The organism is Chryseobacterium subflavum (assembly GCF_055762745.1).
In genome coordinates, this window is the sequence record NZ_JBVTMR010000001.1 from 347224 (window position 1) to 369603 (window position 22380).

The following is a 22380-nucleotide window of genomic DNA, read 5'->3' on the forward strand; positions in this document are numbered from 1 at the left end:
GTTTTTAGATTTAAAATAAAAAACTGCAGCTTTTGTATAGTCGCTTTAAAGCTCAGTGGTTTTATTGAAGATAAAAATACCAAAAGATATCCAAATTTCACCCCATTTTCAGAGTTAAATATTCAATAAGCATCGGTGCTAAACTGAGTGACCTGTGGGATTAAAAAAAACTTAGCTCTTAAGAAAAATTGCAAATTTTATAATTATGTTTGGTAAGCAAATCTAATCCTTCCCTTAAAAAACTCCATATCTTGAAGACCGATCCATCACCACTGTTTTCTCCTCGCATAAATAAAAGTAACAATGACAATTAAAGCCATTAATCCCAAAGTGAAATAATAACCATGCTTATGATGCAGTTCCGGCATATTATCAAAGTTCATTCCGTAGACTCCCGCTATAAAAGTAATCGGTAAGAAGTAAACAGAATAAATTGCCAATACCTTCATCACCTGGTTGGCTTTTTGATCCGATAATGCCAGGAACATAGAAATAAGGTTGGTGATCTGGATGTTCAGGTGATCAAAATCGGCAACAACGTCTTTGTGCTTATCTTTCAGGTCTACAAATTCGGAATCCTGAAGATTCAGAAGTTTAAACTTATCAACGGCATCTGTAGAAATAATAAGGACCCTGGAATTCAAACCTGATTTTCTTTTCAGTTTATAAAGCCTTCGGATCTGGGTCGTATGATTGGTATTCTTTAAGAAAATTTCATTTTCTATATTATCCATGGTTTCCAGTAAGCTGATTGACTCATCATCAAAGCTTTTCATGATCAATAGGGCGATCATCAAGGCGATATTTTCCGGTGACGAATCTGTGGTGCTGGAAGAAAGTTGTTTTTTTGTTTCGGTGATACTTCTGGTTTTCATCCTGTGAACTGTAATGATCGTATTTTCCAGAAGAAAAATTCCAATTTTGGTGCTGATATCACTTATCGTATTCAGATTTTTCCTTTCCAGTTCTGTACTTTCCCGCAGCAGGAAGAACTTTACATTCCCATCCTCTTCATATTTCGGAAGGTGATTAGGATCAAGGGTGTCTTCCAGAAGGAGATTATTAATCTCATATCTTTCATGAAGAAACTGTAAATCTTCTGGGGTTGGAGCTTCTACATCCACCCATTCGCAGTGGGAATCTCTGTATATCGTATCGATTGGCATAAAGTAAAAATACTAATATTTTGAAATACTATGGGTCAAATAAGTTTATCTTTGCCAAAATTAAAAAACTATATGATTAAAAGTACAATAAAAGGAATCGGATTTTATGTTCCGGATAATGTTGTAACGAATGATGATTTAGCTAAATTAATGACTACCAATGATGAATGGATCACGGAGAGGACAGGTATCAAAGAAAGAAGACACAGGAAAAACAGAAACGATTCACAGGAGACGACAGCCTACCTGGCATTCAAAGCGTCTGAAAAAGCTCTTGAAAAAGCAGGATTAACCGCTAAGGATATCGATTATATTGTTTTTGCCACGCTTTCTCCCGATTATTATTTTCCAGGATGTGGGGTATTGCTTCAGGATATGCTGGGATGCGATACCATCGGAGCATTGGATGTAAGGAATCAATGTTCAGGATTTGTTTACGCGATGAGTGTAGCTAATGCTTTTATTAAAACCGGAGCCTATAAAAATATTTTAGTCGTAGGCGCTGAGGTACATTCCTTTGGTTTGGATTTTTCTGATGAAGGAAGAGGAGTTTCCGTGATTTTCGGGGATGGGGCAGGAGCTGTTATCCTTTCTGCAATTGAGGACGAGAATGCGGGAGATGTTTTATCCTTTAATATGCATTCTGAAGGTAAATATGCAGACGAATTATGTACCCAGTTCCCGGGTTCAAAATACGGCTGGAGTGATCGCATGAGAAAGGAGCCCGAAAATGTTACCAATAAAGAAGTATATCCTATTATGAATGGAAACTTCGTATTCAAACATGCGGTAACAAGATTTCCTGAAACGATGGTGGAAGCATTAAATAAAGCAGGAAAAACAGTTGAAGATCTCGATATGTTTATTCCCCATCAGGCGAATCTGAGAATTGCCCAATTTGTACAGCAGAAGTTCGGATTACCGGATGAAAAAATCTACAACAATATCCAGAAATATGGGAATACAACGGCAGCTTCTATTCCGATTGCTTTAAGCGAAGCGATTGAAGAAGGTAAAATCAAAAGAGGAGACCTGGTACTTCTTTCCGCTTTCGGAAGTGGATTTACCTGGGGAAGTGTATTGTTTGAATATTAATATCTTGATTGGATATATATAAATAAGAACCGCAGTTACACTGCGGTTCTTATTTATATATAGAAGTTGTTTAAAGGCTCTTCAATAATTTTTCAGTATCCGAAGCATCTTCACCGCTACTCTTAGCCAGTGCTACAGACTTTTCAGCCCAGATTTTAGCATTCTTTTTATCCCCAACCTTATTGTAAAGGTTCGCTAAGGTATCTGTATTTGCATAGCTTTCATTTTTCTTTACCGATTCCTGAGCCCAAAGGATTGCTTTTTCAAGAGATGATTTTGTGGTTACATTTTCAAAAAAGTTCCATGCAATAGAATTCAGTTCTTCAGAAGAGGCAGCCGAATAATCTTTGTATAAATCTAAAGTTAATGCCTCATAAGTGGCAATGTCCTTATTTTTCAATGCTCTGCTGGATTTTGCTCTTTTTAAGATTTTTTCAGATTCTTCTTTGCTTAGAAACTTCTGGGTTTCGGCTAAAAAGTAACTGTCATTCCATGTTTTGGTGTCGGCATTATAAGACTTTTTAACGATGGTATTCATCTTAATATTCTTATCAACCATATCGTATTTTTCACCAGGAAGGACCTTCACAATGTCCGCTTTTTTATCTTTAAAAATTTTGTACAAAGGACTTTCTGTACTTTGAATTCCGGCAAGTAATATCTGAACATCTTCCTGATTCAGACTGGATTTTCCCTGGAAATAACGATCCAGGACTTTACCCGCAAATTCCGAGTCATTATAAATGGTAAGTCCGGCAAGATTCTTTAAGAATTCAGGATCTTTTTCTCCGTTTTCGAATTTTTGCTTTAATGCAGTCAGTCTTTTATTCGGGTCTTCCGCATCTTTAGCAAACTGAACGAAATCATTTTCTTCTACGTATCCTAACGTTCTGTGTACTTCTTCACCGTTTGCATTAATGAACAAGTAGGTAGGGAAAGCTTTTACATTATATTTTTTGGCAAGGTCAATTCCTTCCCCTTTTTCCATGTCAATTTTGGCATTGATAAAATGAGAATTATAGTAATCTCCAACATTTTTCAATGGGAAAATGTTTTTTGCCATCAGTTTGCATGGTCCACACCATGATGCATAGGCATCGATAAAGATCAGCTTGTTTTCTTTTTTTGCTTTAGCAACAACGCTTGCGAAGCTGGTATCCTCAAATTTGATACCTTGTGCAAAAGCAAATACACCCACGAAGATTGAAGAGAGTATCGTTAACTTTTTCATAAATACTTTTTTATTGATTGCAAATGTAATAAATATGTCAATGCATAAGTCGTACTACAGTGAAAATTGTTACGGTATTATCTATTTTAATGATAAATTTTTAACACCAGTTGATGGTATTCTTCTTCTATGTAAAAATAAATCCGCAGAAATTCTGCGGATTATTTTATTATTTTGCTTTTGTAGAATCTGTTTTCGTTTTTAAACTGTCCGATGGGTTGGTTTGAGCCGTGTCAGAGTTGGCAACTGCAGAATCTCCCATTGTATTTCTCATGGCATTTTTATCATGCTCATCTTTAAATTCTTCCCGCTTTTCTTTATTCTGGGCGCAGCTGCTCATAATAAATAACCCTAAAACTGCTCCGATCCATAATTTTTTCATAGTAATTTCTTTTAATGTTTGTTGATCAAATATAGAAAAATATTAGTATTAATAGTATATAAGCTAATATTCATTATAAAAATACGATATAATGTAATTTTTCAGTTATTTTTGAGATCTATTGGATATCAAAGCATTATAAGAAAAAGAGATGGAACTGCAATTGATGAAACCTAAGAATCCCACGCTGGCTAATTTTCTGGAAGGTTATTATTTCCTGAATAAAAGCCGGTATTCAGAGGATATAGAGTATCTCACTTTTCCTAATAACTACAGTATTGTATCAATATCCCGGAATGTAGAGCTGCAGTTTGAAAATAATGAGATACGGGTCATTGAAAAAAATAACGGCGGATTTTCATCAGACTTAATATGCCATTATAAAAGGCCTATAAAAGTATTAATACAAGGCTGCTTAAATGAAATAACCTTTTACTTTAAGCCATTGGGATTAAATGCTTTTTTAGAACGCCCATTGAAAGAATATACCAAGGACTTTTCCAAAATGTTTTTCCCTTATGATGATTTTGAAGCCTCAATGATTCCGATTTTAGAAGAACAGGATCCTGAAAAAAGAGTAGAAATGATTGAAGATTTTTGGATGTCCAGGTATATAGGTTTCAATCATGCATTCCTTAATGAATTGGTGGGTGATGTACTGATGGACCTGGATAAGTCTATAGAAGCTCATGCCTGCGAATATAAAACAACAAGGCAGACGATTAATAAGCTTTTCGATCTTTATTTATGTAAAAGTCCGTCCGATTTCAGGAAAATTCAACGGTTCAGAGAAACTCTCCTGGAGCATGTCGGGAAGAAAACTCTTACCGAACTAAGCTATGATCACCTGTTTTATGATCAATCCCACCTGATAAAAGATTTTAAGGCGCTTACAGGTTTTACCCCTAAAAAATTTTTTGACAAGGTATATTCCGAAGGAAAAGTAAAATGGTTGTTTCTTTAGCCAGGTTTACAATTTTACAATTTTTCATAGAGAGGAATGTGTACTTTTGAAAGCAATACCACTAATCACGAAAACTAAAATTAGCACCAGAATCAAAATCTGTACTCCATAAAAAAATCCGTAGCGTTTCAGCTGCGGATTTTCCATATTTAGGTTAAAAATTTATTATCGGGTTGCGGGAGCTTTTACGGTATCCATTTTCATTTTGATACTATCAGGAGGTAATGTCTTTGTTTTGACTGTATCAGTAGTAGAAGGGGCTGTTTTCACAGTTTTATCTACTGCTGTAGAATCTGTAGTTCCTGATGACATTTGGGGCTCCTTGGTTCCGCAACTCACTGCAAATATCCCTAAACCCAGGGTTAGCAATATCAACTTTTTCATAATATTCTGTTTTGGTGTATAACAGACAGTTCAATAATTGTTCCTAACGGGGTGGTCGTATTATTAAAAAACAATAAAAAAATGAAAATTATGTTAATTAAAACTTTATTGCGTTTATTTGAATAATAAAATTTAAGAATTGTATTTAAAATATTTATAATGATGAAATTTTATGTGACTTTATAAGGATGAACAAGAGATATATAAAACATAAAAAACCGCCCTTGTAAGGGCGGTTACTATTTTATTCATGATGCTCATACATTTTATTGTATAAATTAATAAACTTTTCTTTGACCGCTTTTCTCTTGAGTTTAAGAGTAGGCGTTAAAAGACCTCCTTCAATACTCCATACTTCAGGAGTCAATTCAATCTTTTTAATTTTTTCCCAGTTTCCGAGATGTTCATTAATGCCATCAATTTCTTTTTCTATTCTTTCTTTTAATTCAGGGCTTTTTGCAATTTCCTGAGGAGTAGAGCCTACATTCAGATTATTTCTCATAGCCCAGCTTTTGGCAAATTCAAAGTCTGGCTGAATAAGTGCACATGGCATTTTCTCGCCGTCACCGACTACCATAATCTGTTCTATGAATTTAGAAGCTTTTGCCAGGTTTTCTATAATCTGTGGTGCAATATATTTACCTCCGGATGTTTTGAACATTTCTTTCTTACGATCGGTGATTTGTAGAAAGCCGTCAGCATCAATATTTCCGATATCTCCGGTTTTAAAATATCCGTCTTCAGTAAAAACTTCTTTTGTCATTTCTTCATTTTTAAAATAACCTTTAAAAACAGAAGGACCTTTTACTGTTATTTCACCGTCTTCCTGGATTTTTACATGTAAATTATCCAATGGAAGTCCTACGGTTCCGATTTTCATCTTATCAAAACTATTTACGGAGATCACGGGCGATGTTTCCGTTAATCCATATCCTTCCAGAATAGGAATCCCGGCATTCTGAAACATCAGGTTTAATCTTGTGGAAAGTGCTGCAGAACCTGAAACCAAAGTGATGATTTCACCTCCCAGACCTTCTCTCCATTTTGAAAATACAAGTTTATCAGCAATAAGTTCCAAAAGACCGGAAGGCTTTGAAACTTCTTTCTTTTTTGAGATCAGGTTCAGGGCCCAGAAAAAGATTTTTGATTTTAATCCTCCTGCTGAAGATCCGGTGTTGTAAATCTTATCATATACTTTTTCTACCAATCGCGGAACAACACTCATATAATGAGGTTTTACCTCCTTTACATTTTCTCCCATTTTATCAATGCTTTCAGCGAAATAAACGGAGAACCCATTGTATTGGAACAGGTAGAAAAGCATTCTTTCAAAAATATGACAGATCGGCAAAAAGCTTAACACTCTTGTTTCTTTATAGTCAAGGCTTCTTTTCTTGGGAATCCTTGGAACAGAACCCAGAACATTGGAAACGATATTATGGTGGGTAAGCATTACTCCTTTAGGCCTTCCTGTAGTTCCTGAAGTATAAATAATGGTGGCCAAGTCTTCAGAATTAATGGCATTCGAAAGATCTTCCACTTCAATTTGTGTAGAATCATCTTCACCCAGATCCAAAATTTCACGCCAGTTTGGAGCACCACTGATCATATCAAATGTGAAAACCCCTTGTAAAGAAGGAATGTTATGCTTCACCTTCATTACTTTAGCAAGCAATTCTTTATCAGAAACAAAGCAATATTGTATTTCGGCATTATTAAAGATGAATTCGTAATCTTCATGGGATATGCTTGGATATACAGGGACTGAAACAACACCGATCTGGGAGAGTCCCAAATCCATCACCGCCCATTCCGTACGGGTATTGGTGGTAATGAGTGCAATCTTATCTCCGGGTTTTATTCCAAGCTTTAAAAGTCCCCTGGATATTTTGTTTCCCTGATTGATAAATTCCTGTGTAGATGTTTTTTTCCATTCACCCTGATACTTTGTAACGAACATGTCCGTTTTAGGAAATTTCTCCAAAGCATAGTGAGGTATATCGAATAATCTTTTGATCGTCATAATTTTTTATGTAATTTTTAAGGAAATCTAAATATAAGCATTTTTGTGAAAATAGCATAAACCTCACTGGAATTTTATAATAGTAATTATTTTTTCAGATTTGCTTAAAAAGTGTAAATTTACGACCATCTAATTATTAATTTTTATGGACTTTAATTTATCCGAAGAACAGCTGATGATACAGCAGGCAGCAAGAGATTTTGCACAAAACGAACTATTACCAGGGGTTATTGAAAGAGATCGCGATCAGAAATTCCCGACTGAGCAGGTAAAGAAGATGGGTGAAATGGGGCTTTTAGGGATGATGGTAGATCCGAAGTACGGTGGAGCAGGAATGGATAGTGTTTCTTACGTTTTGGCAATGGAGGAGATCGCAAAAGTAGATGCATCTGCAGCGGTTGTAATGTCTGTAAACAATTCATTAGTTTGTGCAGGTTTGGAAAAATTTGCTTCTGAGGAACAAAAACAAAAATATCTTACCCCTTTGGCAAGTGGACAGGTAATTGGTGCATTTGCTTTATCTGAGCCTGAAGCAGGATCTGATGCGACATCACAAAAGACCACTGCAGAGGATAAGGGAGATTATTACCTTTTGAACGGAATCAAGAACTGGATTACCAACGGAGGTACGGCTACTTATTACATCGTTATTGCACAAACTGACCCTGAGAAAAAGCATAAGGGAATCAATGCGTTTATCGTGGAAAGAGGATGGGAAGGTTTTGAAATCGGACCGAAAGAAGATAAATTGGGAATCAGAGGAAGTGATACACACTCTTTGATCTTTAATAACGTAAAAGTACCAAAAGAGAACAGAATCGGAGAAGATGGATTTGGATTCAATTTTGCTATGGCTGTACTAAATGGAGGAAGAATCGGGATTGCTTCTCAGGCTTTAGGAATTGCTTCCGGAGCTTATGAGCTGGCTTTGAAATATGCTAAAACGAGAAAAGCGTTTAAAACTGAAATTATCAACCACCAGGCTATTGCCTTCAAATTAGCAGACATGGCTACGCAAATTACAGCTGCCAGAATGCTTTGCTTTAAGGCTGCAACTGAAAAAGATGCAGGAAAAGATATCTCTGAAAGTGGAGCGATGGCAAAGTTATATGCTTCCCAGGTAGCAATGGATACTTCTATTGAAGCAGTACAGATCCATGGTGGCTATGGATACGTGAAAGAATATCACGTGGAAAGATTTATGCGTGATGCTAAGATCACCCAGATCTATGAAGGAACTTCTGAAATCCAGAAAATTGTGATTTCAAGAAGTATTTCAAAATAAAAAAAACAAACAAACACAACTATTTATGAAAAAAACTTGGTGGATTACTCTCGGAGTCATTGTACTTCTTTTAGGAGTATTTGTATGGTATAAATACTTCTTCGTTTTCGGAGAAGGAGTAAAATCAGGTTATCTGAATTACGCGATTAAGAAAGGATATGTTTTTAAGACGTATGAAGGTAAATTGATTCAGGAAGGCTTCGGCCGGGGAAAAACAGGAAGTATAACAAGCTACGAGTTTGAGTTTTCTGTAAACGATCCTGAAGTTTTTAAACAACTTGAAACCAACAGTGGTAAAAGCTTTGATCTTCATTATAAAGAATATAAAGGAGCCTTACCATGGAGAGGAAATACCAGGTATGTTGTAGATAAAGTAGTGAATATGAAATAATGAAAGGCTCTCGATCGAGAGCCTTTCATATACACGCACCACAAAATATTAAGATATAATATTGTTTCTTTTATATGATCTTCTTTATATAAGCATTGAATAAAGTAAGATTTTATTTAATAATCACCTGACCGGACTTTGGAAATTGGTCTATACTGCCAGGTGTTCGTTTTTTAATTCTGTATCATAAAGTTAGTAAAGAATATTTTCTTTATGACCTTCCGGGCATTAAAAAAAAATTAAAAATAAAACACCCCCAGGTCTGAAGGTGATTTTGTACTTAATGAGAAGGGCTTTTGGGAATATTTTTGTTTTTTCTTTTGTAAAAATAATATCCGATCCCTCCGATAAGGAATACAGGCCAGAAAGGCAGGAAAAATAAAAAAATTCCTGTGATAACATCCCATCCTGAAGAGATGGCAGCGATCGAGCGATTACCAAAAGTTTCAGGTTCTTTATCTTCCGCATACCATGATGTTGTTCCGTACAAAGTAATTTCCAGATCACACATAGTATTTTCCAGATAATTCTGCCCGGAAACTTCTGTTTCTTTTTTTTCAACAGAGCCGATACTACTGAGATCAGCCATAAGATATTCAAATTTCTGGATGGGAACCTTTACTCGCAGATAAGCCGTTTTCTTATCATCATTACCCGAAGAAATACTTTCACTTCTTATAAAACCATCATATTTTCTTATTTGCTCGCTTACAAGGTCTTTGGCTGTTTCGGCGTTTTCAACTTTTAATTCCAGGGTACCCGTTTTTATCATTTTGTTTTTAGAAATATTTGCTTCTTCATTTGCCTTGTTGTTTTTATCTTTATAAACAACCCGGGTTTCTCTAATGATCTTTGGAGAAGGAACATTGATCACCATTTTTTCAGCTTTTTTTTCCGTAGAATCTTTCTTTTCTTTTTTTGATTCAAGCCGGGTGGAAGTAATCTGCTGCGAAAGGGAGTCTACGCTTTTTGAGGTCGCTTCAATAGTTTCTTTGAGGTTGCTTTGAGCTTGATCAAATTCTTTGATTTTTACATTGGCAGAATCAAATACAGCATCTGCCGTGTTGGCCATCTTATTGATGCCTTCTGATGCGGCAACAACAGAACTGTCAACAGATTGTACAGCTTCTTTCAGCTGAGATTGCGTTGCTTCACTTTTTTTACATGCTATAAAGGAGGTGGATAAAGCAATAAGTAAGATATACTTTTTCATAAGATTAATTTTTTTGATGAGGTAAAATTAGCTGGGTGATCAAAGCTTCGCTTGTAAAAAGACTGTATTCTTTCGGTAAAATCTTAAGTGCTATGTAATGAGGCGTTTGTATTGTTTGTAAAACTATTTTACAAATGGGGAATGCTTTTGTTTTATAGATTTGTACAAAAAAAACCGCTCAGTATCTGCTGAACGGTTTTAAATTATTGGGTAACAATTTTTTATTGTTGACTGAACTCACTGATGAAATGGAGTTTGACATTCGGGAATTTCTCCTGAGTCATATGGATGGTAAACGAAGAATCCGCTAAAAATACAAGCTGGTTATACTTATCTCTTGCCAGGAATCTCTGTTTCAGCCTTGCAAATTCTTTAAATTCCTCAGATTTTTCATCTGCTTCCACCCAACATGCTTTGTGCATAGAAAGAGGTTCGTACGTACATTTTGCTCCGTATTCATGCTCAAGACGGTATTGAATAACTTCATACTGAAGCGCACCTACCGTTCCGATTATTTTTCGGTTGTTCATTTCAAGGGTAAATAACTGAGCAACCCCTTCGTCCATTAGTTGATCGATACCTTTAGCCAATTGCTTAGCTTTAAGTGGGTCGTTATTATTGATATAACGGAAATGTTCAGGAGAGAAACTAGGTATTCCTTTAAAGCTCAATTTTTCTCCACCGGTTAATGTATCACCAATCCTGAAACTTCCCGTATCGTGTAATCCTACAATATCACCAGGGAAACTTTCATCTACTACTTCTTTTTTATCTGCAAAGAAAGCATTAGGAGATGAGAATTTCATTTTTTTACCTTCTCTTACTAATAAGTAATTTTCATTTCTTTTAAAAGTTCCGGATACAATTTTAACGAATGCCAGGCGGTCTCTGTGTTTAGGATCCATATTAGCATGGATTTTGAAAACGAATCCTGTAAAATTATTTTCCTCAGGTTTTACAATTCGGGTATCGCTTTCTTTAGGTTGAGGCATAGGTGCAATTTCTATAAAAGCATCCAATAATTCACGTACCCCAAAGTTGTTCAAAGCAGATCCAAAGAAAACCGGCTGTAAATCACCTTTCATATAGTCTTCACGACTGAATTCCGGGTAAACGGATTGCACGAGCTCCAGCTCATCACGTAAAGTTTTAGCCGCTTTTTCCCCGATCAGTTCATCGATGGCAGGATCGTTGATATCATCAAATTTAACCGTCTCACCAACTTTTTGCTTTTTTTCCTCCAGAAATAACTGGATATTGTTTTCCCAGATATTATAAATACCCTGGAAGTCACTACCCATTCCAATTGGCAGGGAAAGAGGGACTACACTAAGACCCAATTTTTGTTCAACTTCATCTAACAAGTCAAAAGCATCCTTACCTTCACGGTCCAGTTTATTAATGAAAACCAGCATCGGGATGTTTCTCATTCTACAAACCTGAACCAGTTTTTCCGTTTGTTCCTCAACTCCTTTTGCCACGTCTATCACGACGATTACGGAATCAACTGCAGTTAATGTTCTATACGTGTCTTCGGCAAAATCCTTGTGCCCGGGAGTATCCAGAATGTTTATTTTGTGCCCTTTGTATTCAAAAGCCAATACGGAAGTGGCAACAGAGATCCCTCTCTGTCTTTCAATTTCCATAAAGTCGGAGGTAGCTCCTTTTTTTATCTTGTTGGATTTTACTGCACCAGCTTCCTGAATAGCTCCCCCGAAAAGAAGTAACTTTTCCGTCAAGGTTGTTTTTCCGGCATCAGGGTGAGAAATAATCCCAAATGTTTTTCTTTTTTGTATTTCTTTGATTAAGTCTGACATAGTGTATTTTGAAGTTGCAAAAATCGTGATTTTTTATGACGCTGTCAAATAAATTGCAAAACAAAAAGAAAACTCCCCGGTATATTCGGAATCAAAGGATAACCGGAATGTCGGAACCGAATCACTTTCCGGAATTTAAACAGCCCTAAGAATTTTCTTTTTTTGTTGTTTAAGGCCTTCAAAAAAATTACCTTTGTTCCTTAATTATTACAAAGGAAAAACATGAAAAACAGCAGATATCCAAACTATACTTTTACATGGATCGGTGGCGTTGTTTTATTAGGAGGATTATTTGTGGGAACCTTGTTCGTCACTTTTCTGAACTTCTTTTGGATGCTGATTTTTAAAGAAAACCTACAGCTCAAAGATTGGTTTTTTATGTTATCCAATGCAGCAGGATTTTTAACGGCAATTGCTTTTTTTGATTTTTTCATTGTTAGGCCTACCACAAAACAAAAGCTGAATTTCAATTTTTCTCCTACCAATTTCTATACCTATCTTCTGATTTTTCCAATGATGATAGGGATGATGTTTATTTCTGAGTTTATAACCTCTCAGATTCCTGTAACCGGGCCTTTTTTCGGGAAATATTATGAGTTTTTCAGTGAGTTGATGAATCAGCTGACAGATGATCCTGTCGTTATGATCATAACGGCTGTGATTATGGCTCCGATCTTTGAAGAAATTATTTTTAGAGGAATTATTCAGAAAGGACTTATCAATAAAGGAGTAAAACCCTGGAAAGCGATCTTGTATGCTTCCATTATTTTTGGACTGGTGCATGGGAATCCATGGCAGTTTGTGGGAGCAGTTCTGCTGGGCTGCGTTTTAGGGATTGTTTATGAAAGGACAAAGTCGCTTTTATTGCCGATGTTGCTGCATGGCTTTAATAACTTATGTTCATCATTATTGATTACGTATACAAAAAATGAAAGTTTTTCAGAAGCATTTAAAATTTCTGAATGGATATTGCTGGTAGTGGGGATTATACTTTTTTCTCTGTTTTACTATCTCTTTATGAAAAAGTACAAGGTACATTACGCTGAAATTTAATTAAAAAAATGAAAAGGATATGGAATTATTAGTTGCAACGCACAATCAACATAAAAAGGAAGAAATTCAACAAATATTAGGAGGAGGTTATACTGTCAAAAGTCTTACAGATTACGACATCCACGAGGAGATTGTAGAGGATGGAGACTCTTTTAATGCCAATGCCCTTATCAAGGCAAAATATTGTTTTGAAAAGACAGGGATTCCAAGTCTTGGAGATGACAGCGGATTGGTTGTGGAATCTTTGGACGGTCGTCCGGGGATTTTTTCGGCACGTTATGCAGGAGATCATGATTTTGCAAAAAATATAGAAAAAGTTTTAGGCGAAATGGAAGGCGTTGAAAACAGAAAAGCTTATTTTATTACAGTCTTATGTTATTATGATGAAAACGGAGCTCAATATTTTGAAGGGAGGGCTTACGGAAATCTGTTGACAGAGAATAAAGGACATAAAGGATTTGGATATGATCCGATTTTTGTTCCGGAAGGGCATGAAAGAACATTTGCTGAAATGAATCCTGAAGACAAAAATAAGATCAGCCACCGGAAACAGGCTTTGGATTTGTTTCTGGATCACCTTAAAGTTGCCGGTGAATATCAATAATAGTTTTAGAAACAGGCATATCCAAAATTTCTGTCGTACATTTGCTATAATAAACTATTGATTTGAGTACTTATTTAACGATATTAGGCTTTAATTCAGCAATTCCTACGATTAATACCTCTCCCACGGCACAGTTGCTTGAAATGGAAGAAAGACATTTCCTGATCGATTGTGGAGAAGGTACACAGGTTCAGTTGAGAAAAGCCAAAGCAAGGTTTTCAAAGATTAATCATATTTTTATTTCCCATCTTCATGGGGATCATTGTTTCGGGTTACCGGGACTTATTGCTTCTTTCCGTTTGCTGGGCAGGGAAACTCCTTTACACGTGTATGGTCCTAAGGGGATTAAAAAAATGCTGGAAACCATTTTTACCATTACGGAAACCCATCGTGGATTTGAAGTTATTTATCACGAGCTGGACAAGGATTATTCCGAAAAGATCTATGAGGACAATAGAGTAGAGGTGTTTACAATTCCTTTGGATCACAGGATTTACTGTAACGGTTATCTTTTTAAGGAAAAGCCGAAGGACAGACATATCAATATGAAGGAGATAGCCAAGTACAATGAAATTGAAGTATGTGATTATCATAATATAAAAGCAGGGAAGGACTTTGTGCTTAGTGACGGATATGTTCTGAAAAACGAAATCCTAACAGTGGATCCTATGCCATCGGTTTCGTATGCTTTTTGTAGTGATACAAGATATCTGGAATCTGTGATTCCTATTATAAAGAATGTTACTGTTTTGTATCATGAATCAACCTTTTTACATGATTTAAAGGAAATGGCGGATTATACCGGACATGCTACGGCTTTGGAAGCAGCTACGATAGCACAGAAAGCGGAGGTAGGTAAACTTATTCTTGGGCATTTTTCCAACAGGTATGGAGATCTGACCGTATTTACCGATGAGGCAAGAACTGTTTTTCCTAATACATTCCTGCCGAAAGCATTGGAAAGTGTGAAAATTTAGATGAAGTTATGAATTTTGAAGAGTTAAGAGATTTTTTGAATGAAAAATCGGATCAGTATAATAACTATGATTTTATTGAAGATGATCCGATCCAGATTCCCCATCGTTTTTCCTTAAAGCAGGATATTGAGATTGCAGGTTTCCTGGCCGCAACCATATCGTGGGGAAACAGAAAATCTATTATCCGTTCTGCAGAAAAAATGCTGGATATCATGGGGAACTCTCCATACGATTTTGTTATGAATTTTTCAGAAAAAGATCTGGATTCGATTCGGGACAAAAGTATCCACAGAACTTTTAACGGAGAAGACTTTACTTATTTTATACAGCAATTTAATAAGGTTTACAGAGAAAATGAAAGCCTGGAAAATCTTTTCCTGATCAAAGATTCCGAATTTAATTTTTTGCATGCTATTGAAAGGTTCAGGACTTCTTTCTTAGAAACATCTAAACACAGAAGTCATAAGCATGTGAGCTCACCTTACAAAAATTCATCTTCCAAAAGAATCATTATGTTCTTACGGTGGATGGTTAGAAAAGATAAACGAAGTGTAGACTTTGGTATCTGGGAAAATATAGACCCGAAATACCTGTCGATTCCGCTGGATGTTCATACCGGGAACATTTCGAGAAAGCTTAGTCTGATTACAAGAACTCAGAACGACTGGAAAACAGTAGAAGAGCTCGATCAGGTAATCAGGCAGTTTGATGATAAGGATCCTGCAAAATATGATTTTGCATTATTTGGATTAGGAGTTAGTAAAGAATTTTTATAAAGAGGAAATAATGAAATCAAACACTGAAAAAACAGAAGTTCTTGAAAGAATTGCTAATGGAATTACCTGGTGGATTGGTTCTATTCCATCCCTTATAGCCCATACCTTATTTTTTATTATTTCATTTCTGCTGCCTTTACTTCATATTGTAGAATTTGATAAAATGCTTCTTATCCTTACTACTGTAGTTTCATTGGAAGCCATTTACCTGGCAATATTCATTCAGATGTCTGTTAACAGGAGCCACGAAAAGATCGAAGATATCCAGGAAGACATTGAGGATATTCAGGAAGACATTGAAGAGATCAGTGAAGATATAGAGGAAATCAGCGAAGATATCGAAGAGATCAGTGAGGATATCGAAGAAATTAACGAAGATATTGAAGATATTCAGGAAGATATTGAGGAGATCAATGAGGATGAGGACGATGAAGATCACAATGAACGGGCAAAAAAAGTGATATTGAAAAGCAGTGTGAATTCCAACAAGAACGAGATAAAAGCTTTAAAAGATCAGATATTGAGGCTTCAGAATGAAATTGATGATCTAAAAAAAGATGGTTCAATATAGATACAATATACTTCTTGAGTGTGTGAAACTCTTTTTTATAAGTCTTATTTTTATTTAAATTTTAATTTTTCTGATTTTGAGCGAAATATTAAATATTTTATTTCCAAATACGGATACTGTTATTGTTTAATTTCAGTGAATTATTTTTTTAGTATTTATTTTATCTAATTACTGCTTTTGATTCGTAAAATATTAACATCATATGTTTATTTTTGCTATTTTTGAACAAACAATACCAAAATGTTAAATTATAGACTAAAAAACTACTTTTTCTTTTTAATATTGCTATTAGCTCCGCTCTTTTCGTTTTCTCAAAATCTGGGGAAACTGCCTCAAAGAAAGCCACAAAAGGAAAAAAGTACGGCAGCAAGTCTGAAGGCAGGAGCATTTATTGATGTAAATGTTGCCTCGTATGCTCCATCTGCTTTTACTCCCACACAGCTTGTTACAGACATCCTGATTAACGGAGGTACAAACTGCTCAACTCCGAATGTGACGAATGTTACAGTAAGCCCGAATCATGATGTTGCAAATAATGATAGATTTTGGGGGTATTTTCACAGAGCTACTACCAATTTTCCTTTCAAAGACGGAATTGTACTTACTACGGGTTATGCAAGACAGGCCGGGAACTCTCTGGTAAGCGGAAGCTTATCCGGAAGTATTTCTATGCAAGGTGATGCTGACCTTGCAGCTGCTACAGGAACTAACCTAAGTAACCAACGGGATGCAGTTGCATTGGAATTTGATTTCGTACCCAACTCCAATCAGGTAAAATTTAATTATTTATTTGCTTCTGAAGAATATACAGGAGGTTATCCGTGTAATTATTCTGATGCGTTTGCATTATTGATAAAACCTGTAGCAGGTGGACCTTACGTGAATGTCGCTGTACTTCCGGGAACAGCAGGTGCAGTAAGTGTAACGAATATACGTCCTGCAAACCAGGATAATGGGTCTCCATTAACTTGCGGAGCTCTTAACGACTCTTATTTTGCGGGTTATAATACTTCAAATATAGAAACAAACTATAACGGAAGAACCATTCCTTTAACAGCCATTGCCGATGTAACGCCTGGTGTTGCTTATCATTTTAAAATGGTTTTATCAGACTACAATGACCAAAGTTTAGATTCAGCTGTTTTTTTAGAAGGTGGATCCTTTGATATCGGAATTAAAATTGTTGATGGAAATGGTACGGTTTTACCTGGCACAGTAAACATGTGTGATAATACTCCACAGATATTAAAAGCACAGGTAGTTACAGTACCGGGAATGACCTTTCAGTGGTTTAAAGATGGCGTTCCTATTCCGGGAGCTACCAACATTCAGTATGTGGCGACACAGCCTGGCGTTTATGAGGTAAAAGTTTCGGTACCTGGAAATCAGTGTCCGGGATCAGCAACTATTACGATTGTTGGAGGAACAACTCCTACAGCACATGATGCAGTGCTTAAGATTTGTACGACGCCAAATGCTTTAAACTTTGATTTAAATACAGCAATGCCATTGATCAGTACTACTGCGGGAGCTGTGTTTCACTTTTATGTAAATCAGGCAGACGCAGTTGCCCAAAATAATAATTTCATAAACAACCTAGCCAGCTACGACGGGACTGACGGACAAATTTTGTATGTAGTAGTTTCTAATGGTGCATTTTGTAGCAAAATGGTAAAGTTGACATTGAGAAAAGAAGCGACTCCTGTAGCACAGCTGATTTCTTCAAAAATGAAAATCTGTTCCGGTGAATCTGTTCTTTTAACAGCTTCTGGTGGTGCCACATACCAATGGAGTGACGTTTCAACAAACGGACCTACAAGAACAGTAAGTCCAACTCAGACGACTACGTATACCGTATATGCGATTGGGGTGCAGGGTTGTAAATCATTACAACCGGCTACGGTAACAGTAGAAGTGGTTCCGGCTATTACCTCTAATCTTACCGGAGGAATGATCTGTACCGGAGATCAGATTACGTTAGATGCCGGAGCTGGTCCTAACTATACTTATACCTGGAATACAGGAGCAACAACACAAACGATTACTGTAGCAACAAACGGTACGTACACCGTTACTATTGACAATGGTGTTTGTTCTAAGGTATTTACAACACAGGTAATTAAAGCAGTGATACCAACTGTCATTAAAGTGGATTATAACTCCAGTGGTACGATGGTTATTACCGCAAGTAATCCAAGTAACGGAATTTTAGAATATTCTATTGATAATGGATTAACATGGCAGCCTTCCAATATATTCAATAATGTTCCAAAAAATAAGCTAATATCGATCAGGGTTCGTGTGAAGAATACCAGTTGTGTAGGGTTTCTTGAATACTTTACATTTATGATGAAAAATGTAATTACTCCTAACGGAGATAATGTAAACGATATCATCGACTTTAGAGGAATCAATGAGTATAAAGATTTTACTGCAAGTATCTTTGATCGCTACGGGCGAGAAGTATATAAAGCCGAAAAAGTAAGGCCTTATTGGGATGGATATTTCCAGGGCAAGCGTTTACCTACTGCATCATATTGGTATCAGGTGACTTTTGAAGATCCTGCCAGTAAGGAAAAAGCAGTGAAAACCGGCTGGATCCTCCTGAAGAATTTTGAATAAAATATTAATCATATTTCCAAAAAGACTAACGAATCGTTAGTCTTTTTGTGTTTTATTAAATTATAAAGAGTATTTTAAGACAAATATGTTTACATTATTAACAATACAATTTGAATAGATTTGAGTTTCAATTAAAAAAAATAGTATTTTTGTTTAAAACAATATAAAATGTTAAATAGGAGGATGAGAAGTTTATTTCTGGCTTTATTTTTAGTTCTTGCAGGTAATATAGTGTTCTCCCAGAACAGGGGTCAAAACATTAAACTAAAACAACCTACAGCTGAAAGTATGAAAGCCGGAGCATTTATTGATGTAAATGCAGCCGGATATCCAGAATCTAACTATAACATTACTCAGTTGGTAAAAGATGTTCTTATTGCAGGAGGGTCTACGTGTACCACAGCCAATGTAAGTAATGTAAATGTATCTCCTAATCTACCAACAACGGATCAGAACAGAAGCTGGGGTTATTTTAATAAGGCAGGGACCAACTTTCCCTTTTCAAAAGGTATTGTCCTTGTAACGGGATTTGCCAGAAAAGCAGGAAATAACTTTCAAAGTGTCTTAAGCGATCCACTTCCTTCAGGAGGTGACGTTGACTTAGCAACAGCCCTGAATGTTAATAATGCCAATTTAAGGGATGCTACTTATATCGAATTTGACTTTGTACCTAGTTCTACTGAAGTTTCTTTTCGATACTTATTTGCTTCTAAAGAATACTCACCATCAGGAACTTTTACGTGTAGTATCGCAGATGGCTTTGCCTTATTATTGAAAAAAGTCGGTGATCCTACTTATACTAATTTAGCAGTTTTACCCAATGGTGCAGGTCCTGTAAGTGTAACCAATATTATTCCTTCAGGCTTGGCTTGTGGTCCTAAAAATGCACAATATTTTGCTGGAATGAATAATCCTCAGGTTGAAACCAACTTTGACGGACGCACGGTTCCTTTAACAGCAAAAGCAACGGTAATTCCAGGTGAAACCTATCATTTTAAAATGGTTTTAGCGGATTATCAGGACGTAAATTTTGATTCTGCTGTTTTTTTGGAGGCAGGATCCTTCGATATCGGAGTTCAGATTTTAGGTCCCGGAGGAGTAGCACTTCCTCCGTCTATTAATATGTGTGACAATACTCCTCAGGTACTTACTGCATCGATCCAGAATGCAACAGCTTCCTACCAGTGGTTCTTGAATAATAATCCTATTGCTGGAGCTACCAACGCGACTTATACAGCGACCCAACCAGGAGTTTATACACTTCAGGTGCTTCTTGCAGGAAATACATGCCCGGGAACGGCCACTGTAACGATCGTAGGCGGAACTTCACCTACGGTACAAAATGCAACGTTGACAGCCTGCTATGCTCCAGGAAATGCAATATTTAATTTACCGGCTGCTCAGACATCGATCAGTACAACTCCAGGAGCTACATTTGCTTATTATGCCAATTTAGCGGATGCCAATGCCGGAAATGGAAATACGATAGCAACACCGGCAACATATTCAAGTCCTGGAGGACAGACGGTCTATGTTCTGGTTAAAAACGGATTTTGTTCAAAAGTTGCTCAGCTCCAGTTGATCAAAGCCCCTCAAATGACGGGGACAATAGCTCCTCCTACACCGCTTACATGTGCTAATTCACAAATAACATTAAATGCATCGACTTCTGTATATCCTGCAGGATCTACATTTAACTGGACTACCACAGGTGGAAATATTGTTTCCGGAGGAAACACTTTAACTCCTGTAGTGAATGCGGCTGGAACTTACACATTGACTATTTCCAATACCTACCAGCCCGGAAATGTAGTGTGTACAGCAACTGCAACCGTTACTGTAGTAGGGGATAGTGCTCCTCCAACTACGACTGTATCGGCAACTAAAGTATTAATCTGTGCAGGGGAGACTGTAACATTAACTGCTTCCGGTGGGGCTACGTACAATTGGACGGGATTACCGGGGACGGGAAATACGCAAACCGTAACACCAGCCACTACCACCACTTATACGGTAACTGCTGTTGGAGCAAATGGATGTGTTTCTCAAAATCCTGCAAGTATAACAATTGAGGTTTCCCAACCTATTACAGTGCAAAATGCTACTTTGCTTAAATGTTATCAACCAGGTAATTTAACATATGATCTTACTTCTGCTCAGCCACAAATTACAACGGTAGGAACGGCAACCTTTGCTTACTATGCCAATTTAGCGGACGCTAATGCAGGAAACGCCAATACGATTGCGGTACCAACAGCTTATCCGACGCCAGGGAATGTAACGGTTTATGTTCTGGTGAAGAATGGCGGATGTAGTTATGTAGTCAATCTGCAGCTATTAAAAACTGCCGAAACAACATTAACGATTGCAACTCCACCAACTATTACATGTACAACGACACAGATTACATTGGACGCATCGGCATCAGTCGTGCCGGCAGGTTCTTCCATATTATGGACTACAACAGGGGGGAATATTGTTTCAGGGGCCAATACATTAACACCGGTTGTTAATGCAGGCGGAACGTATACATTAACAGTACAGAATACAACACAGCCTGGAAATGTAAACTGTAGCTACACAGCCAATGTTACGGTGGTGGAAAATAAAACACCACCAACGGCAACCTTAACTTCTTCCCACGCTCAAATTTGTGTAGGAGAGTCGGTGACTTTAACAGCCGGCGGAGGAGTAAGCTATAACTGGACGGGTCTGACCGGAAACGGGAGTACACAAACGGTTTCTCCGACAGTCACTACAACTTATACTGTATATGCTGTAGGAGCTAATGGATGTATTTCAACAAACCCTGCAACGGTTACCGTGATCGTAGGGCCACCGGTTGCATCAGTGACTGCCTCAAAATCAAAAATATGTGCCGGAGAATCTGTTACATTAACAGCTTCCGGAGGGATTACTTATAATTGGGTCGGATTGACCGGAAACGGAAATACCCAGGTGGTTTCTCCAACGGTTACAACAACTTACTCAGTATATGCGCTGGGAGGGAACGGATGTACATCACTGGTTCCTGCCACGATTACTATTGAAGTAGTACCAGCTATTACCTCTACCTTACAGGATGTATATGTGTGTGCCGGTGATACAGGAATCCTGGATGCCGGAAGTGGTCCGAATTACACTTATATATGGAGTAACGGAGCAACGACTCAAACAATTTCAACAAATATTACTGGAACCTATACGGTTACCATAAGTAATGGAACCTGTTCGAAAGCGTTTACCGCTCAGCTATTAAATCCTAATCTGCCACAGTTCACCAATATTGTTTATGAAAACCATGTGCTGACTTTAAGTGCAACCAATCCTACCGGAGGAACATTGGAATATTCTATTGACGGAGGGCTTACCTGGCAGAATTCCAATATATTTAATAATGTACTAAATAACACAAATTATAATCTGATGGTAAGGGTAAAGGATGCCAAATGTAGTACCTCATTAAGCTACTTCACCTTTGTGATTAGTAATGCTATCACTCCTAACTCAGATGGAAAGAATGACACAATCGACTTTTCGGGAATAAGCGGATATAATAATTTTGCGGCTTCTATTTTCAACAGATATGGACAGGAACTCTTTAAAGCTACTAAGTTAGAACCTGCCTGGAATGGAACAGTAAAAGGATTAGCCCTGCCAACTGCTACTTATTGGTACAGAGTACAGTGGGAGAATCCTGCGAGTAAAAAATTAGAATTACGAACAGGATGGATATTGTTGAAAAACAGGAATTAATTTTTAAAAATATACTCTTAAATGTAAGCCTTTCATAATTGAAAGGCTTTGTTTTTTTAACATAATAATG

Annotated in this window: 18 protein-coding genes; 11 read left to right on the forward strand and 7 right to left on the reverse strand. The window is 36.9% G+C overall.

The window, feature by feature from the left end; all coding sequences use genetic code 11:
• Positions 1-266: 266 nt before the first annotated feature.
• Positions 267-1166, reverse strand: a complete 900-nt coding sequence (locus AC0INN_RS01570) for a magnesium transporter CorA family protein (protein WP_172277350.1) — start codon at positions 1164-1166, stop codon at positions 267-269.
• A gap of 72 nt (positions 1167-1238) precedes the next feature.
• Here AC0INN_RS01570 and AC0INN_RS01575 point away from each other — a divergent pair, with 72 nt between their 5' ends.
• The gene (locus AC0INN_RS01575; RefSeq protein WP_306611354.1) at positions 1239-2261 is read left to right on the forward strand and encodes a 3-oxoacyl-ACP synthase III family protein; all 1023 of its coding nucleotides are present in this window, start codon (positions 1239-1241) and stop codon (positions 2259-2261) included.
• Between the two features lie 70 nt (positions 2262-2331).
• Here the strand turns inward: AC0INN_RS01575 and AC0INN_RS01580 are convergent, their stop codons facing one another.
• Both AC0INN_RS01580 and AC0INN_RS01585 read right to left on the reverse strand, forming a co-directional pair.
• Positions 2332-3492 carry a thioredoxin family protein gene (locus AC0INN_RS01580; protein ID WP_273647382.1) on the reverse strand — a complete coding sequence of 387 codons (1161 nt, stop codon included), beginning with the start codon at positions 3490-3492 and terminating at the stop codon, positions 2332-2334.
• Between the two features lie 169 nt (positions 3493-3661).
• Entirely contained in the window at positions 3662-3874 is a 213-nt protein-coding gene (locus AC0INN_RS01585) for a hypothetical protein (RefSeq protein WP_172277359.1), read from the reverse strand.
• 151 nt (positions 3875-4025) lie between these two features.
• On the opposite strand from AC0INN_RS01585, the gene AC0INN_RS01590 reads away from it, so the two are divergent.
• Positions 4026-4838 carry a helix-turn-helix domain-containing protein gene (locus tag AC0INN_RS01590; protein WP_306611357.1) on the forward strand — a complete coding sequence of 271 codons (813 nt, stop codon included), beginning with the start codon at positions 4026-4028 and terminating at the stop codon, positions 4836-4838.
• 165 nt (positions 4839-5003) lie between these two features.
• Here AC0INN_RS01590 and AC0INN_RS01595 read toward each other — a convergent pair whose 3' ends face one another.
• Together AC0INN_RS01595 and AC0INN_RS01600 are read right to left on the reverse strand one after the other, a co-directional pair.
• Positions 5004-5222, reverse strand: coding sequence for a cytochrome C551 (locus AC0INN_RS01595; protein ID WP_273647384.1), 219 nt, complete (start codon positions 5220-5222; stop codon positions 5004-5006).
• A 244-nt stretch (positions 5223-5466) separates the two neighbouring features.
• On the reverse strand, positions 5467-7245 hold the full coding sequence (locus AC0INN_RS01600) for an AMP-dependent synthetase/ligase (protein WP_172277369.1): 1779 nt from the start codon (positions 7243-7245) through the stop codon (positions 5467-5469).
• A 145-nt stretch (positions 7246-7390) separates the two neighbouring features.
• Between AC0INN_RS01600 and AC0INN_RS01605 the strand changes: the two genes are divergently transcribed.
• Entirely contained in the window at positions 7391-8530 is a 1140-nt protein-coding gene (locus AC0INN_RS01605; protein ID WP_172277372.1) for an acyl-CoA dehydrogenase, read from the forward strand.
• Between the two features lie 25 nt (positions 8531-8555).
• Entirely contained in the window at positions 8556-8921 is a 366-nt protein-coding gene (locus AC0INN_RS01610) for a hypothetical protein (protein WP_172277375.1), read from the forward strand.
• 280 nt (positions 8922-9201) lie between these two features.
• On the opposite strand, the gene AC0INN_RS01615 is transcribed toward AC0INN_RS01610, so the two are convergent.
• Complete coding sequence (locus AC0INN_RS01615; RefSeq protein ID WP_306611360.1) at positions 9202-10134, reverse strand: DUF4349 domain-containing protein; 933 nt, start codon at positions 10132-10134, stop codon at positions 9202-9204.
• Between the two features lie 221 nt (positions 10135-10355).
• Positions 10356-11951: a peptide chain release factor 3 gene (locus AC0INN_RS01620; RefSeq protein ID WP_172277381.1), complete on the reverse strand. Its 1596-nt coding sequence runs from the start codon at positions 11949-11951 to the stop codon at positions 10356-10358.
• A gap of 222 nt (positions 11952-12173) precedes the next feature.
• On the opposite strand from AC0INN_RS01620, the gene AC0INN_RS01625 reads away from it, so the two are divergent.
• The 7 genes from AC0INN_RS01625 to AC0INN_RS01655 all read left to right on the forward strand — a co-directional run bounded on the left by AC0INN_RS01625 (position 12174) and on the right by AC0INN_RS01655 (position 22310).
• A complete protein-coding gene (locus tag AC0INN_RS01625) occupies positions 12174-13004 on the forward strand; it encodes a CPBP family intramembrane glutamic endopeptidase (protein ID WP_273647387.1) in 831 nt (276 codons plus the stop codon).
• Between the two features lie 19 nt (positions 13005-13023).
• On the forward strand, positions 13024-13608 hold the full coding sequence (rdgB, locus tag AC0INN_RS01630; protein ID WP_273647388.1) for an RdgB/HAM1 family non-canonical purine NTP pyrophosphatase: 585 nt from the start codon (positions 13024-13026) through the stop codon (positions 13606-13608).
• A 62-nt stretch (positions 13609-13670) separates the two neighbouring features.
• On the forward strand, positions 13671-14585 hold the full coding sequence (locus AC0INN_RS01635; RefSeq protein ID WP_273647389.1) for a ribonuclease Z: 915 nt from the start codon (positions 13671-13673) through the stop codon (positions 14583-14585).
• 8 nt (positions 14586-14593) lie between these two features.
• Complete coding sequence (locus AC0INN_RS01640) at positions 14594-15361, forward strand: TIGR02757 family protein (RefSeq protein WP_273647390.1); 768 nt, start codon at positions 14594-14596, stop codon at positions 15359-15361.
• Between the two features lie 10 nt (positions 15362-15371).
• Positions 15372-15932, forward strand: a complete 561-nt coding sequence (locus AC0INN_RS01645) for a DUF1003 domain-containing protein (RefSeq protein ID WP_172277396.1) — start codon at positions 15372-15374, stop codon at positions 15930-15932.
• 240 nt (positions 15933-16172) lie between these two features.
• A complete protein-coding gene (locus tag AC0INN_RS01650; RefSeq protein WP_273647392.1) occupies positions 16173-18554 on the forward strand; it encodes a choice-of-anchor L domain-containing protein in 2382 nt (793 codons plus the stop codon).
• A gap of 183 nt (positions 18555-18737) precedes the next feature.
• Positions 18738-22310 (forward strand): choice-of-anchor L domain-containing protein, encoded by a 3573-nt coding sequence (locus AC0INN_RS01655; protein ID WP_273647393.1) that lies wholly within the window; start codon positions 18738-18740, stop codon positions 22308-22310.
• Positions 22311-22380 lie beyond the last annotated feature (70 nt).